Genomic DNA, 17,036 nt, shown 5'->3' with positions numbered 1-17,036 from the left:
AAAAAAACTGAACAACTTTATAATGTTAAGCCCGGGCGACGAGCGCCCGGGTCTTGTTATTAGCGCTAACCGGTGATGATGTGATTCTGGTTAACCAGCTCCTCATAAGTTGTCTGAACGTTATCCAGTGTTACCAGTGTAGTATTCGTGTAAATATTTGCCGCTCCGTCCCGGTCGACGGAGATCACGGTATTGCCATTGCTATTTGTGACGTGCAAATAATTACCGAGCGTCGCGCTACTTCCGTTCCAGCCCACCAGCAGATCGCTGATATCGATCTTGTCTCCCTGCGCCAGTGAGAAGTTGGTCCAGTGGTCGTTACCGCCGTTGCCTGCCGTCCCGTTCCCCGCCGTGTTGTTCAGCACTTCGTAAATCAGCGTGTCGCCATAGGCGCTACCGGTAAAGGTATCGTTATGCTCCGTACTGACGAACTTCGGTGCCATGTTGATGGTGAGGGTGGCGGTGTCGGTCGTGCCGTTATCGCCGGTCAGTTTGTAGGTAAAGGTCTCCTTCGTGGTCATTGAGGCCAGTGAGACGCCGCTGTTCAGGGTGTAGGTGTAGTGACCATCTACTCCGATGTTCAGCACGCCGTAATGGCCCTGAATGTTGGCGGTGGCGTTGGCGGTGGTGTACGGATCAAGGGTAGTGGTGGTGCCGTTATAGCCGGTGATGCTCAGACGGCTGTCCACCGAGTGCAGTTGATCCAGCACGCCGCCGGAATCCGTCCCGTCGAAGATATTGCCGGTGACGGTGTGGCCCGCAGTGGTGAGCTCATTGTTCAGGTAGACGGTGGTACCGGTGACATAAGGCGTGATGGAGATCTGGCCTAACCCCAGCGGCCCCATGGAGCCGGTATAGCTCAGGGTGTAGGTTCCGGCGTCCAGATCCAGACCGGTGACGTTAATGGTCGCCACGCCACCTAGCAGCAGGCCGCCATTGAATGAACCGCTTCGGGTAACCCCTCCCCCGGTAATGGTCCAGTTTACGTTCAGTCCGCCCAGCGAAAGCAGGGAGGCGACGTTAAAGTGGAGCACGATGTCATGCAGGGCGGTGTTGGCGTCCACCACAAACGTGCCGCTGCCACGGCCGGTGGTGGATGCCAGCAGGGCGGCGTTCCACGTCGCGTTACCCACCGTGTCATCGCGGTAGGCGGCCACCTGCGGGGTAGTATCCACCACCAGCTCGCGGCTGACGTCGTTCACCGCATCCAGCGCCACCGGTGTCGGGGTGATGTTCAGCGAGGCGGTGTCCTTATCGCCATTCGGTGCCGTCACGGTATAGATGAAGCTGTCCGGGGTGCTGATTTGGTCGGCGCCCACCCCGGCGCGCAGGGTATAGGTATATTTGCCCTGAGCGTCGATCAGCAGCGTGCCGTACTCTCCCTCGATGCGGGTGGTGCCGGTGGCGTTCACGTTAACGCCGTTCACCTGGGTGACGAGCGTGCCCGCAGGCGCGATGTCACTTTGCAGCACGTCGCCGGTGGTGCTGGCGGTGGTGCTGGTGACGGCATAAACGTGGTCCTCAAGCACGTTCAGACGGTAGCCGGTCAGGGCGGTGATCCCCGAGACGGTGTTCATCAGGAAGATGTAATCCCCTGCCGGCAGGGTCAGGGTCAGCGGTGCCGAGGTGCCACCCAGCAGCGGCGCGCGCAGCCAGCCTGCCTCGGTGCGTACCCGCTCGTAGCTCTGGGTTGCCGGGTTGAACTTGTAGATATAGAGGTCAAACACCGAGGCCAGGGCTACCCCGCCGACGCTACTCTGGATGGTCATGGTGCGGGTGGTGCCCTCCGCCACGCTGTACTTCATGGTCTCGCTACGATCGTCCAGCAGGTTAAGGTTCAGCACGTTGCCGAGGTTAACCCCCACCACGGTAAAGCCGCCCTGGCTTGACGGGCCGTAGTCGATGGCCTGTACCTGCGTGCCGAAGGTCAGGGAGGCGGTGTCGTCCACCGCCGTCACGCTGTTGCGCACCGTGTTTTCACCCAGGGTGATCACCAGGCGGGCGTCGTCCGTGGCCCCTTTTCCGGCGATGTTATAGGTGAAGGTATCGGTCCGGCCCAGCACCGAGGCGCTGGTATTGGTCAGGGTGTAGGTGTAGCTCCCGTCGGTATGCAGGGTCAGGGTGCCGTACAGCCCGTTGATGGTGGTGCCCGCTGCACCCGCCGCCACGTTGACGGTGACGCCGTTGGCGTTGGTCACGCTGGTCACCACCGTGCCGTTTGGCGCGATGTCGCTGCCGCTCACCGGATCGATATCGGTGATGACGTTACCGTTTTGCACCAGCGTGCCGGACAGGGTACCTGCCGTGGTCTGGGTGACGTCCACGTCCAGGCTGGTGTACGACCCGGTCGCCAGCAGGTTGGTGTTGTAGCTCACCACGCGATACTGCCCGCCCGGCAGACCGGCCAGGTTCAGGGTCACGCCGCTGGCACCCAGGGTCAGCAGGTTGGCGAACTGCGGCAGGCCAGTATCCACTTCGGTGGTCCAGGAGCTGCCGTTCCAGCGCTGCACAATGATCTCCAGGGTGTTGAGCAGGGAGAGCACGATGCCCGTGGCGCTGGCGTTGATCTCCATATCTGCGCTACCGCCGGTCGGTACGGTGAAGGTCACCTGGGCGGAGTTCTCTCCCAGCAGCGACAGCACGTTGCCGACGCCGCCCACCAGCTGCACGCCGTAGTCGCTGTACTGGGCGGTGCTGGTGGTGGCGTTGGTGGTCAGGGCCAGCCCTACCACGTTGTCACTCGCCGACAGCGGCAGGTTTGGCGCAATCACCGTGCCGGTAGCGGAGGTGTTGCCCGCCGCATCGGTGGCGGAAAGCGTGATCCGCTCCCCTTCGGACTGTCTGTCGAGGAAGGTGTAGCTCCAGTTGCCCTGGGCGTTAGCGGTGGTGGTCACCACGCTGTTATCGCTCAGCAGCAGGGTGATGGTGCTCCCCGCTTCGGCGGTTCCGCTCAGAACGCTGCCGTCGGCGTTAAAGGTCCCCTGCGGCGTGCCCGGGGCGACGGTATCCACGACAATCGAGCTCAGCGGCGTTACCGCGCTGGTGCCAGCCGCATTGCCTGCGGTGGCGGTAAAGGCGTGAGGGCCATTACCCAGCGGCACGGTTGGGGTGTATGTCCAGACCCCGGCGCTGTTGGTGGTCACCGTGGCTAACAACACATTGTTGTCATACAGGGTGATGGTGGAGAGCGGCTGCGCGGTCCCGGTCAGCGTTGGGGTGGTATCGTCGGTGCTCTGTCCGTTGATCAGATTGCCAATGATGCTGCCCACGTTGTCGTTGACGCTGGTGATGACCGGCGGATTCGGGATCACCGAGTACGGCACCCGCAGATCCACCGTCTGCCCCACGTTGCCGGCCCGGTCAGTGGCGAAGAGGTGCAGCAGTTCGGCATTCACCTGCGGCGTGGAGAGCGCGATGCTGAAGCGCCCCGACGCGTCGGCGACGCCGGTGCCCAGCACGGTCACGTTGTCGGTGCCGAGAATGGTGACGGTGCTGCCCGCCTCGGCGGTGCCGTTAATCCGGCCCCCGCTCTCCAGTACAGTCAAGCCGCCCGGTGCCCCCGGAGCGATGGTGTCGACGGTGATGGCGGTGACCGGCGACGCTGCGCTGAGGTTGCCCGCCGCATCGGTGGCGGTGGCGGTTAAGTTATGCACCCCGTTGGTGAGGGCGGTGGTGGTCTGCGCCAGTGTCCACTGACCCTGGGCGTTGGCCGTCACCTCGCCTACCAGCGTGGTGCCGTCGTAGATGCGCACTATTGCGCCCGCTTCGGCGGTGCCGTTGAGGGTTGGACGGTTGTCGTTGGTCGGATTACCGTTGATCACCGGGCCCTGGATCGAGCCGACGTCATCCACCACCGAGGTGATGACAGGCGCAGCCGGGGCGCTGGCATCGACATTCACGGTAAAGCCCGCGGTCGGCAGGCTGACGTTGCCCACCGCGTCGGTGGCGGTCACCGTCAGGGTGTGCAGGCCATCCGCCAGCGGGGTAGTCGGAGTAAAGCTCCAGGCGCTGTTGGCATCGGCCACCACGCTGCCGAGCAGCAGGGTGCCGTCGTAGATGCTCACCGTCGCGCCCGCTTCCGCGGTGCCGCTGAGGGTCGGTCTCGCGTCGTTGGTCAGCTGGCCGCTGGTGAGGGTCGTCACCGTGCCGACATCATCCACCACTGAGACCAGCACCGGCACCGCTGGCGGCAGGGTATCTACCGTCAGGCTGAAGGTGTTGGACGGATCGCTGACGTTACCCGCCGCATCCGTTGCCACCGCCGTGAAGTTGTGCGTGTCGTTGGTGAGCGGCGTGGTCAGGGCAATCGACCAGTTGCCGCTGGCATCCGCGGTGGCGGTGCCCAGCAGGATATCGCCTTCAAACACCTGCACCCGGGCGTTCGCTTCGCTGGTCCCGGTGAGCACCGGCAGGGTGTCATCGGTGCGCTGCCCGCTGGGGAGTGCCCCGGTTATGCTGCCGACATCATCCTGGGCCAGGGCGATCACCGGTGCGAGCGGTTTGACGGTATCGACAATCACCGTAAAGCCCGCCGAGGCCTCGCTGAGGTTGCCTGCCGCGTCGGTGGCGCTGGCGGTGAAGGTGTGGCTGCCGTTACCGAGCGCCGTGGCCGGGGTAAAGCTCCACTCCCCGGCGGCGCTGGCCTGTACGGTGCCAAGGGCCACGCCGTTGTCATAGATCGTCACCGTGGCGCTGGAGGCCGCCTGGCCGGACAGGGTTGGGGTCGGATCGTCAGTCACCTGGCCCGAAACGGTGAGCGGCGTCTGGATGCTGCCCACGTTATCGGCGGCGGCCACGATGGTCGGTGCTGCCGGAGCGGTGGTGTCTACCGTCAGGGTAAAGGCTGCGCTTGCAGGACCGGTGTTCCCCGCCGGATCGGTGGCGGTGAAGGTGACGCTGCGCAGCCCCTCGGCGAGGTCGGTGTCAGGGGTAAAGGTCCAGTTCCCCGCGGCGTTAACCACCGCGGTGCCGACCGCTTCTCCATCCACAAGGATACTGACAATCGAGCCCGCTTCACCGGTGCCGTTAAAGGTTGGGCGGGTATCGTTGGTGATGCCGCCGTTGTTTACCGTGCCGGTAAGGGTCCCGACGTCATCCACCACGTTTGCCAGCACCGGTGCCAGCGGCGCGACGGTGTCGACGTTCAGGGAGAAGGCCGGAGAGGTGCCCGAGACGTTGCCTGCGGCATCGGTGGCGCTGACGCGCAGCTCGTGCGGCCCCTGGGCCAGATCGGTGTCCGGGGTAAAGCGCCAGTTGCCGCTGTCGTCTACCAGCGCGGTGCCGATCTGCTGGCCGTTATCCAGAATGCGCACGGTGCTGCCCGCCACGCCGGTCCCGGTCAGTTCCGGACGCGCGTCGTTGGTAATCTGGCCGCTTACCAGCACGCCGGTATTGCCCGCCACGTCATCGTTAACGCTCACCAGGACTGGCGTCGCTGGCGGCGTCATGTCCACGGTCAGAGTGTAAGCCCCGGACGCCGCGCTGACGTTGCCCGCCAGGTCGGTGGCAATGGCGGTAAAGCTGTGTTGGCCCTCCGCCAGCACCACCGTCGGAGTGAAGCTCCAGATCCCGCTGGCGTTGGCGACCACGGTGCCGAGCAGGCGGGTGCCTTCATAGAGGGAGACGCTGCTGCCCGCTTCCGCGGTGCCCGTCAGGGTCGGGGTGTTGTCGTTGGTGCTACCGCCGCTGGCCACGTTGCCGGTCACCGGCCCGACGTCATCATTCGCCCCGGTAATAATCGGTGGTGCTACCACCGTATCTACCACCAGCGAGAACGGTGCCGACGGCAGGCTCTGGTTGCCCGCCGGATCGGTGGCGGTGAGGAGCAGGGTATAGGTGCCATCCGCCAGCGGCTCGGCGGGGGTGAAGCTCCAGGCTCCGGTTGCGCTCACCGGTACGGTGCCGAGCACGGTATCACCGGCATAAATGGTGATCACATCCCCCGGCGTCGCCGTGCCGTTCAGGGTTGGCTGGTTGTCGTTGGTCGGGTTACCGCTAACCACTGAACCGGTGACGGTGCCGACGTTATCCACCAGCGTGCCCAGAGCAGGTGCCGCAGGCGGGGTGAGGTCGATATTCACCGTCGCTTCCGGCGACTGGCCGCTGGTCTGGCCGTCGACGGTGGCGGTGACGCTGAAGCTGTGGCTGCCTTCGCTCAAGGCGGTGGCAACCGGCAACGTCCAGGCCCCGGTGGTGGCGTCAGCGGTGACGGTGCCCAGCGGCGTGGTGCTGCCGTCGAGATAAACGGTCACCACGCTGCCCGGGATCGCCGTGCCGGTAAGGGTTGGCGTAGCGTCGTTGGAGCTCAGGCCCTTGACGTTGATGCTGCCGCCGGTGCCGTTGTCATCCACGATGGCGTCGATAACCGGCACGTCTGGCAGCGCTGGCGTAGCCGGAACGTCATACGATCCCGGCAGGCTGGTGTTGCCCGCCACGTCGCTGGCGGTCAGGCTCAGGGTGACCGCGTCGCTTTGCGGCGGGGTCAGGGCGACGGAGAACTGCCCCTGGGCGTTGGTGATCCCGGTGCCCAGCACCACGTTGCCCGGGCCGGTCACCGTAATGATGGAACCCGCTTCGGCGGTACCGGTCAGCGGCGTACCGCCGGAGACAATCCCGGTGACTACCGGCGCACCCGGCGCCTGGGTATCAACGATCAGGTTAACCGGCGTGCTTTCGCTGGTGTTGCCCGCCGCATCCCGCGCCACCACGGTAAAGGTGTGCGGGGCATCGGAGAGCGGGGTGCCGTCGGGGATCGGCAGCGTCCACTGGCCCTGGGCGTCGGTCTGCACCTCGCCCAGCGGTTGTCCGTCAACAGAGACGGTGATGATGCTGAGCGGCTCCCCGGTCCCGCTCAGGGTCGGGGTGCTGCTGTTGGCGTAGAGCTGGCCGCCTGCCAGGGTACTGTCGGAGATCGCCAGCAGCTGCGGGATGGCAGGAGGGAGGGTGTCAATGGTGAAGGCGAAGTCGCTCCCCGCCGCGCTGACGTTCCCGGCAGCATCCACCGCCGCCACGGTCAGGGTGGTGGGGCCATCTCGCAGTTCCGAAGTGGTGATGGTCCAGATGCCGTCAGTGACCTGGCCGCGTCCCACCTCAATGCCGTTGCTGTAGAGAATCACCGTGGTGCCGTTCTCTCCGGTACCGGTGACGGTTGGGGTATTGTCGTTGCTGCTGCCCCCCGCCGCAATGTTGCCGATGACCGGACCGACGTTGTCATCCACGATGCCGATAGTTGGGATCGCTGGCACGACGCTGTCAACGGTGACGGTCATGCTGCCAGATACCGGCGATGCGTTGCCCGCCGGGTCGGTGGCGGTCAGGGTGAAGCTGTGGGTGCCCTCCGTCAGCGGCAGGTCCGGACGCCACGTCCAGTTGCCGTTGATGTCGACCACCACTTCGCCCACCGGATTGTTTCCGTTGAGGGTCTCGTCATAGATGGTGATGATGTCGTCCGGCGTGCCTGTGCCGCTCAGCACCGGACGGGTATCGTTGGTGGCGCCGTTGTTGGCTACCGGGCCAGTAATATCGCTGACGTTATCCGTCACCACCGGCAGCGCTGGTGTCTCTGGCGCTTCGGTATCGATGGTGATGCTTACCGGCTGGGATGGCGCACTCTCGTTGCCCGCGCCGTCGCTGTTGGTCACGGTCAGGCTCAGATCGTAGGTGCCGTTAGGCAGATCCGCAGGCGGCGTCCAGGTCCAGGTCCCGTCCGGCTGCATGGTGGTTTCACCGATAGGGGTGGTACCGTTATAAATGGTGACGAGATCCCCCTCATTCCCGGTCCCGCTCAGGGTTGGGGTGGTATCACGGGTGCTGCCCCCGCCGGTAAGCGGGGTCTCGCCGCTGCCGTCCGGGTTGACGGTGATAGCCGGAATCTCCGGCGTAGCAGGCGGCACGTTATCCACCACCAGGTTAAAGGTGTCGGAGGTGGCGGTGTTGCCTGCTGCATCGATCACCGTGGCGGTCAGGGCGTGGGTGCCGTTCCCCAGCTGCGTGGTGAGCTGTACGCTCCATGCTCCCGTCGCGCTGGTGGTGGCGGTGCCCAGCAGGGTGGTGCCGTCATAGAGGTTAATCTGTGCGTTCGCCGGACCCGTTCCGCGGATCAGCGGCAGATTCTCATCGGTCGGCTGGTCGCTGAGCACGTCGCCGGTGACGCTGCCAGTGTTGTCCACGGCCAGGGTGATGACCGGTGCGGCTGGCGGTACGGTATCGACAGTGATGTTAAAGGCTGCGGAGGGCTCACCGGTGTTACCGGCGGCATCGGTCGCCACCACGGTGATCACGCGCAGCCCCTCGCCGAGCGCCTCCGGCGGTGTGAAGGTCCATTCACCCCCCGCGCCTACCTGGACAGTGCCCACTTCCTCGCCATCCACCCGAATGCTGAGGGTGGTGCCCGCCTCCCCGGTACCGCTCAGGGTTGGCTGGTTGTCGTTAGTGGCGCCGTTATTGTTGATGGCAACCGGGCTGCCGGAGAGATCGTTGATCGCCTGGGTGATAACCGGCGCGTCCGGGGCGGTGGCATCCACTACGATGCTCCAGCTGTTGGACGGCGCGCTGTTATTGCCCGCGGCGTCCGCCGACTGCGCGGTCAGGACATGGCCGCCATCAGGCAGCGGTGCCGTCAGCTGGATCTCCCAGGTTCCCTCTGCGCTGACCTGGGTGGTGCCAACCAGATCCGTGCCGCTGTAGAGCAGGATGGTGGTGTTGGCAACGCCGGTGCCGCGCACCAGCGGCGTGTTGTCATTGGTGGTCTGCCCGTCGTTGACGGTGCCGGTATACGCACTCACGTTGTCCACCACGTCGGTGATCGCCGGAACGGCAGGCGGCGTGGTGTCCGGGGCGACGATCTGGCCTTCCGCGCCGGTGTTCCCGGCCCGGTCGGTTGCTGTCACCGTCAGCAGTTCCCCGTTCTGTTTTGGCGTGGTGAGGGTGAGGGAGAAGTTGCCGGTCTCGTCAACGACCCCGGTGCCAATCACCGTGTCGCCATCGCGCACGGTGATGGTGCTGCCCGCTTCGCCCTGGCCGGTGAGGGTGTTGCCGTTGTTGAGCACGGTGAAGCTGCCCGGCGCACCCGGGGCGATAGTGTCAACGGTGATCGACGTGACCGGTGACCTCGCGCTGAGGTTGCCCGCAGTGTCGGTGGCAGTGGCGGTGAAGTTATGCACCCCGTCGTTGAGAGTGGTGGTGGTCTGCGCCAGGGTCCACTGGCCCTCGGCGTTAGCGATCGTCTCGCCCACCAGGGTGTCGCCGTCGTAAATACGCACGATGGCCCCCGCTTCGGCGGTGCCGTTGAGGGTCGGACGGGTATCGTTGGTCGGGTTGCCGTTGAGAACAGGCCCCTGTACCGAACCGATGTCATCCACAACCGAGACGATGGCAGGCGCTGGCGGCGCGATGGTATCCACGTTGATGACAAATCCGCTGGTCGGCGGGCTGACGTTGCCCGCCGCGTCGGTGGCGGTCACCGTCAGGGTGTGCAGACCGTCGCCCAGTGGGCTCTGCGGGGTAAAGATCCAGGCGTTGTCGGCCCCGACGAGCGCGGTGCCAAGCAGGGTGGCGCCATCGTAAATGTTCACCGTGGTGCCCGCCTCTGCCGTGCCGCGCAGCGTCGGGTTCGCATCGTTGGTCAGCTGGGCGTTGTCGAGGATGCCTCCGTCGCCGACATCATCAGTGACCGAAACCAGCACCGGCGCTGCTGGCGGCTGGGTATCGACGGTCAGGGTGAAGGCGACGGACGGATCGCTGGCGTTGCCCGCGGCATCAATGGCTACCGCCGTGAAGCTGTGCTGAGCGTCGCTGAGTGGCTCGGTGAGCGTGGCCGTCCAGTTTCCTTGCGCATCCGCCACGCCTTCACCCACCAGGGTTTCGCCTTCAAAGATCTGCACCCGGGCATTCGGCTCGCTGGTGCCGGTGAGCACCGGGAGAGTGTCGTTGGTGCTGCTTCCGCTGGCGAGCGCACCGGTGCCCGGGGCGATGTCATCCTGGGCCAGGGCGATCACCGGCGCAACCGGTTTAAGGGTATCGACAATCAGGGTGAAGCCCGGCGAGAGCTCGCTGACGTTGCCCGCCGCGTCGGTGGCGCGGGTGGTAAAGGTGTGGCTGCCGTTGTTGAGCGCCTGGTCTGGGGTGTATGTCCAGTCACCCGCTTCGTTAGCCTGCACGGTATCGATCAGTGCGCCGTTGTCATAAATATCCACCGTGGCATTGGCTTCAGCCCTGCCGCTCAGGGTCGGGGTGGTGTCGTCGGTGGTCTGGCCGGAGGTGGTGATCGGGTTCTGGATCGTTCCGACGTTATCGCTGATGGCGGTGAGGGTCGGTGCCGTTGGGGCCTGTGTGTCCACCGTCAGAACAAACGGCTCGCTGGCATCCCCGGTATTTCCGGCGACGTCAGTGGCGGTAAAGCGAATGCTGCGGGTGCCCTCTTCCAGGGGCTGATCGGGCGTGAAGGTCCAGTTACCCGCGGCGTTAACCACCGCGGTGCCGATCTCCTGATCGTCAACAAGGATACGGATCGTGGCACCCACTTCGCCGCTGCCGGTAAAGGTTGGACGGGTGTCGTTGGTGGTTTCGCCGCTTTCCAGCGTGGTGATCTCCGCGCCGACATCATCCGCCACGGTGATCACCACCGGCGCCAGCGGGGCGGTGGTATCCACGTTCAGCGTAAAGGCTGGCGAGGTGCCTGAGAGGTTGCCTGCGGCATCGGTGGCGCTGACGCGCAGATCGTGCGAGCCCTGCGTCAGATCGGTCCCAGGGATAAAGCTCCAGTTGCCGCTTTCGCTAACGAAGGCGGTGCCGATCTCCACGCCGTTATCCAGAATATGCACGGTGCTGCCCGCCACGCCGGTCCCGGTCAGTTCCGGGCGGGTGTCGTTGGTGACCTGGCCGTTGGTCAGCGGGCCGGTGCTGCCCTCCACATTATCATTGATGCTGACAATCACCGGGGTGGCCGGTGGGGTCATGTCCACGAACAGCGTGTAAGTACCAGATACCGGGCTGACGTTACCCGCGCTGTCGGTAGCGACTGCGGTAAAGCTGTGCTGACCTTCCGCCAGCACGCGGGTGGGGGTGAAGCTCCAGGCGCCCGTGGCGCTGGCGGTGACGGTACCCAGCAGCGTAATGCCATCGTAGATCGCCACGCTGCTGCCCGCCTGTGCTGTGCCCGAGAGGGTAGGGGTGTTGTCGTTGGTGCTGCCGCCGTTAGCCACGTTGCCGCTGACCGGATCGACATTGTCGTTAGCGCCGGTGATAAGCACTTCGCCCGCGCTGGTATCCACCACCAGCGTGAACGGTGCCGAGCGCGGACTTTCGTTGCCCGCCGGATCGGTGGCGCTGAGGGTCAGGCTGTAGGTGTCATCATCCAGCGGCTGGGCAAGGGTAATGCTCCAGGCCCCGGTGTTGCCCACCGTTGCCGTACCGAGCACAGTGTCGCCTGCATAGAGGGTAATGACGTCGCCCGGCGTCGCCGTGCCGTTAAAGGTCGGCAGGTCATCGTTGGTCGGTCTGCCGCTGACGATGGCGCCCGAAACCGGGCCCACGTCGTCCACCACGCTACCGAACGCCGGGACGGACGGCGGGGTGATATCGATATTGACCGTCGCCTCCGGCGACAGGCCACTGGTCTGGCCGTCAACGGTGGCGGTGACGCTGAAGCTATGGCTGCCCTCATCCAGGGCGGTTTCGATCGGGAACGACCAGGCGCCGGTGGTGACGTCGGCGGTGACGGTGCCCAGCGGCGTGGTGCTGCCGTCGAGATAGATTGTCACCTCGCTGCCCGGGATGGCGGTGCCGGTGAGGGTTGGCGTGGTGTCGTTAGAGCTGCCGCCTTTAACGTTGCCGCCGGTACCGTTGTCATCAACAATCTCGTTGATGGCCGGCACCTCCGGCAGCGCTGGCGTAGCCGGAACGTTATACGATCCCGGCTGGCTGGTGTTGCCTGCCACGTCGCTGGCGGTCAGGCTCAGGGTGACCTCGTCGCTTTGCGGCGGGGTCAGGGCGATGGAGAACTGACCCTGGGCGTTAGTGACCCCGGTGCCCAGCACAACGTTGCCCGGGCCGGTCACGGTAATAATGGAACCCGCTTCGGCGGTACCGTTCAGCGGCGTACCGCCGGAGACAATCCCGGTCACCACCGGCACACCCGGTGCCTGGGTATCAACGATCAGGTTAACCGGCGTGCTTTCGCTGGTGTTACCCGCCGCGTCGCGCGCCACCACGGTGATGGTATGGCTGGCATCGCTCAGCGTGGTGCCTTCCGGCAGCGGCAGCGTCCACTGGCCTTCGGCATCGGTCTGCACCTCGCCCACGGCGTTGCCGTCGATAACGACGGTGATGGTGCTGAGCGGTTCCCCGCTGCCGCGCAGGGTCGGGGTGCTGCTGTTGGCGTAAAGCTGGCCACCCGCCAGGGTGCTGTCAGAGATGTCAAGCAGCTGTGGGTTACCTGGCGGTTGGGTGTCGATGGTGAAGGCAAAATCGTTGCCCGCGCCGCTGACGTTCCCGGCAGCATCCACCGCCGCCACGGTCAGGGTAGTCGGGCCATCTCGCAGTTCCGGAGTGGTGATGCTCCAGCTGCCGTCAGTGACCAGGCTGCGTCCCACCTCCACGCCGTTGCTGTAAAGGATCACGGTGGTGCCGTTTTCGCCGGTGCCGGTGACGGTCGGGGTATTGTCGTTGCTGCTGCCGCCCGCCGGGAGGTTTTCATCCACGCTGCTGATAACCGGGATCGCCGGTACCTCGCTGTCGACGGTCACGGTGATGGTGTTTGAGATCGCCGAGACGTTACCCGCTTCGTCGGTGGCGGTCACGGTGAAGCTGTGCTGCCCCTGGGCCAGCTCGTCATCAGGTCGCCAGCCCCAGTTGCCGTTGATGTCGACCACCGCTTCACCCACCTTGACGTTGCCCGTGGCGGTCAGGTCGTAGATGCTGATGGTGTCATCTGGCGTGCCCGTGCCGCTCAGTACCGGACGGGTATCGTTGGTGGCGCCGTTGTTGCCAACCGGGCCGGTAATTTCGCTGACGTTATCGGTAATAACCGGGGCGGCGGGCTGATCCGGCGCGTCGGTATCTATGGTAATGCTCACCGGCTGCGACGGGGCGCTCTCGTTGCCCGCGCCATCTTTGTTGGTTACGGTCAGGCTGAGATCGTAGGTGCCGTTAGGCAGTCCCTCCGGCGGGGTCCAGCTCCAGCTCCCGTCTGGCTGGACGGTGGTTTCGCCGATTTTGGTAGTGCCGTCGTAGATGGTGACGATGTCGCCTTCCGTACCGGTACCGCTCAGGGTTGGGGTGGTGTCGCGGGTGCTGCCGCCGGAGGTGAGGATCGCTTCCTCGCCGCCTTCAGGATTGACGGTGATCTCCGGTAGCGCCGGGGTGTCCGGCGCGAGGGTATCCACCACCAGGTTAAAGCTCTCAGAGGTGGCGGTGTTGCCCAGCGCATCGCTGACGGTGGCGGTAATGGTGTGAGTGCCATTCCCCAGCGGGGCGGTCACTTGCAGGCTCCATTCGCCTTGCGCATTGGTGGTGGTGCCCAGCAGAGTGGTGCCTTCATAGAGGGCGATCTGCGCGTTCGCCGGGCCGGTGCCGTAGAACACCGGACGGGTTTCATCGGTGGGCACGTTGTTGCCCACATCACCCTGCACGCTGTCGGTGTTATCTGCCACCCGGGTAATGACCGGGGCGGCGGGGGCGGTGGTATCAACGGTCAGCGTAAAGGCGTCGGAGGCGGCGCTGTTATTCCCGGCGGTATCTTTCGCCACCACCGTGATGGCGTGCTCCCCATCTTCAAGCGCTGTCGTCGGGGTGAAGTTCCACTCGCCGCCTCCGCCCACCAGCGCGGTGCCCACCTCCACGCCATCCACCAGAATAGTGATGGTCGACCCGGCTTCACCGGTGCCGTAGAGGGTAGGGCGGTTGTCGTTGGTGGCGCTGTTGTTATCGATCACGCCAGCGGAGTCAGGCAGATCGTTGATCACCTGGACGATGGCAGGCGTACCCGGCGCGGTGGCATCGAGAATAATGCTCCAGGTGTTGGACGGGACGCTGCGGTTGCCTTCACTGTCCACCGCTTCCGCGCGCAGGACGTAGCCGCCGTCCGCGCCCAGCGTGACGTTGGTAGACCAGGTGCCGTCTGCGTTCACGTTGGCAGAACCGACCTCCTCGTCGCCGTTATAGATGTAAATGGTGGCGCCCGGCTCACCGGTGCCAGTGATGAGCGGTTGGCGGTCATTGGTGACCTGCCCGTCATTGACCACGCCGGTGATGTCGTCCATGTCATCCACCACGCTTACGATAACCGGCGCCTCGGGTGGGGTGACGTCCGGGGCGGTAACGCTGCTTTCCGGCCCGGTATTGCCCGCGGCATCGGTGGCGGTAACCGCCAGGTTCTCACCGTTCAGCCGCGGGGTGGTGAGAATAATGGTGAAGTTGCCGTCAGCGTCCGCCGGGCCTGCGCCAATCACGTCGTCGCCATCGCGGATGGTCACGGTGCTGCCCGCTTCCGCCTTACCGGTGACGGTGGCTCCGTCCAGGGAGATTTGAAGATCGGTTGGCGCGTCAGGCGGGGTGATATCGCTGATTACGGCGGTAGCTGGCCGGCTCTGGTTTCCGGCGGCATCGGAAGCTACCGCGCGGATGCCATCCCCCACGGCCTGCGTTTCAGTGAGGGTAATGCTGAACTGGCCGCGAGCGTTGGCTGTGGCGCTGCCAATCGACTCCCCGGACGCGTTGTAGATGGTGACGGTGCTGCCTGGCTCGGCGGTGCCTATGACCTGGGTGCCGTAAGGGATCTGGTCGATGGTCGGCTGGTCCGGTGGCGTACTATCGACAGTAAAAGCAAACGGCTCGGAGGGGGCGCTGGTGTTGCCGGTGAGATCCGTTTCCGTCAGGGTGAGGGAGTGTGGCCCGTCGGCAAGGGGCGTCTCCGGAGTAAAGCTCCAGGTGCCGTCTGTGCCGACAACGGTCTCGCCCACGAGCTGGCCGTTATCATAAATCCGGATGGTGCTGCCCGCTTCACCGCTACCGTTCAGGGAAGGACGGTTGGCGTCGGTGGTCTGCCCGGCGGCAATGACCCCCTGTATCGTGCCGGTGGTGTCATTCACCGTCACGCCGGATGGCGCATTCGGCGCGACGGTATCCACGGTAAAGCTGAAGGCCGGGGAGGCCGGTCCGGTGTTGCCCGCGCCGTCGGTGGCCCGGGTGGTGATCTGATGCGCCCCTTCGCCCAGCGCGCTGGCCGGGGTGAAGGTCCAGCTACCGTCGCTGTTGACCGGCGCGGTGCCGATGGCGTTGCCGTTGTCGTAAATCGTGATGGTGGTGCCGGGTTCACCGCTGCCGTTAAAGGTAGGGCGGGCGTCATCGGTGGTCTGGCCGCTGGTGAGTGACCCCGTTACGTTGCCCACGTCATCGACCACGCTGGCGACAACTGGCGCAGCAGGTGGGGTGGTATCTGCGGCGGTCACCGGGGTGCCCGGGCCGACGTTGCCTGCGCCGTCGGTTGGCGTGACGGTCAGGGTTTCCCCGTTGGTGTAAGGCTTGCCGAGATCGACGGTGAACTCGCCGTTGCCGTTGGCCTGGCCCCGACCGATGACGTTGCCGTTGGCATCGGTAACGGTGAGGGTGCTGTTGGGTTCGGCGCTCCCGCTAAGCTGGGTGCCATCTGCTGAGAATCGGAGGTTGGCGGGTGCGCCCGGCGGGGTAGTGTCGTTCGGGCTGCCCGGCAGGGTGGGGTTGCCGCCGTTGTCGCTGCCACCGCCGTTATCGCTGCCACCGCCATTGTTGCTCCCACCACCGTTGTCGCTGCCCCCGCCGTTATCAATGCCGCCGTCACCGTCGCCATTACTTCCGCCACCACCACCGCCGCCACCGCCACCAGCGGCCAGCGCAATGCCCCCTGCGACCGCCACTCCGCCCAGTGCCCACGGCCAGATCGCCGCTTCGCCCGCGGAGGCGGTTGTGGTTCCTGCCAGCAGGGCATCAATGGAGGCTATCGACTGGTAGTGCTCTGCTGCCATCGGATCAGCAATCCACCACAGCGCACCGTTGTCCTCTTCCAGCACCAGTTGGCTGATACCGTTATCGCCGCTGACGAAGAAGTTTTTAACGGTAATGGTTTCGCCGTCGGTCAGCTTAACGATCAGGTCATTCCCGCTGCGGTTGTACTCGAGAATGTCGGCCCGATCAGCGTTGATTTTTACAATGGAGGAATCCTTCAGCGTCACCTGAGACCCGTCTGTTACTGATTCAACGTGCGTCAGTTTGGAGATGACAGTGATTTTACTCATGTGTATTACTCCCGGCAGAGTGCAGAGAAATGGCGTGCAGTTTTTACCATTTCTTTTCAGCAGATTAAGCGCCACCCAAAGGGGAATTGTTTATTTCAAACAATGACCCTGGGTAATTATTTAAAAGTGATTAAAAGCTGCCGATATAGCGATGGTGGCAGCGACATTTAGCCTTTGTTACTCAAGAGATAATGCGGTTGGGAATATATTTTGGGTGGTAAAATCCTTGTCTTTAATAATGGTAAGAATTTGTGATTGACTGAATTTGATATAGCCAGAAAGTACCAGAAGTGCAAATTAAGCGTGAGTTAATAGTTGATTAGCCTTATTTAAAATATCGCTTTCTGTGAGGTGAAAATATCGGGATCAGGCGTGGCGCGGCTTGCGGGCGGTGGTTAAACGAGGCGCAAGTACGGGTTTTTGTTTTTAATTTAATGAGATAGGGATATTTGGTAAGGGGGCGTTTTTTTATGGGGGTATTTTAGCGTGGCTGTGTAAATAATTAAGCGGGAGTAAAGTTGATATTGAATATGATATATTTGAAGAGATTTTTAATATTGCCGGATGTGGGTTGAATTAATAAAGAGTTGTGCTATTTAGATGAGCGTATAAGTTAAGGCAACCAGGTTATTTGGTAGAAATGTTATTAGGGTGGGGGAGGTCACATTATTTTCTTTTTTGGGGAGTATATGTGGCGAAGGTAGGGGTTACGTTCACCTTACTTTCTCTGCTTTTCTGTAAACCACGTCACCAGTGAACGTGTTAAGG

The 17,036-nt window shown here is 63.8% G+C and carries 1 protein-coding gene; it reads right to left on the bottom strand.

All coding sequences use genetic code 11. The features are described 5' to 3' along the window. Window positions 1-65: 65 nt before the first annotated feature. The gene (locus C3406_RS25955; protein WP_146052337.1) at window positions 66-16,268 is read right to left on the bottom strand and encodes a BapA/Bap/LapF family large adhesin; all 16,203 of its coding nucleotides are present in this window, start codon (window positions 16,266-16,268) and stop codon (window positions 66-68) included. Between the last annotated feature and the right edge of the window lie 768 nt (window positions 16,269-17,036).

Origin of the sequence: Leclercia sp. LSNIH8, assembly GCF_002920195.1 — a bacterium.
GTDB lineage: Bacteria > Pseudomonadota > Gammaproteobacteria > Enterobacterales > Enterobacteriaceae > Enterobacter.
Note: the sequence above shows the minus strand (reverse complement) of the source record. Positions and strands in the feature narration are given on the sequence as shown.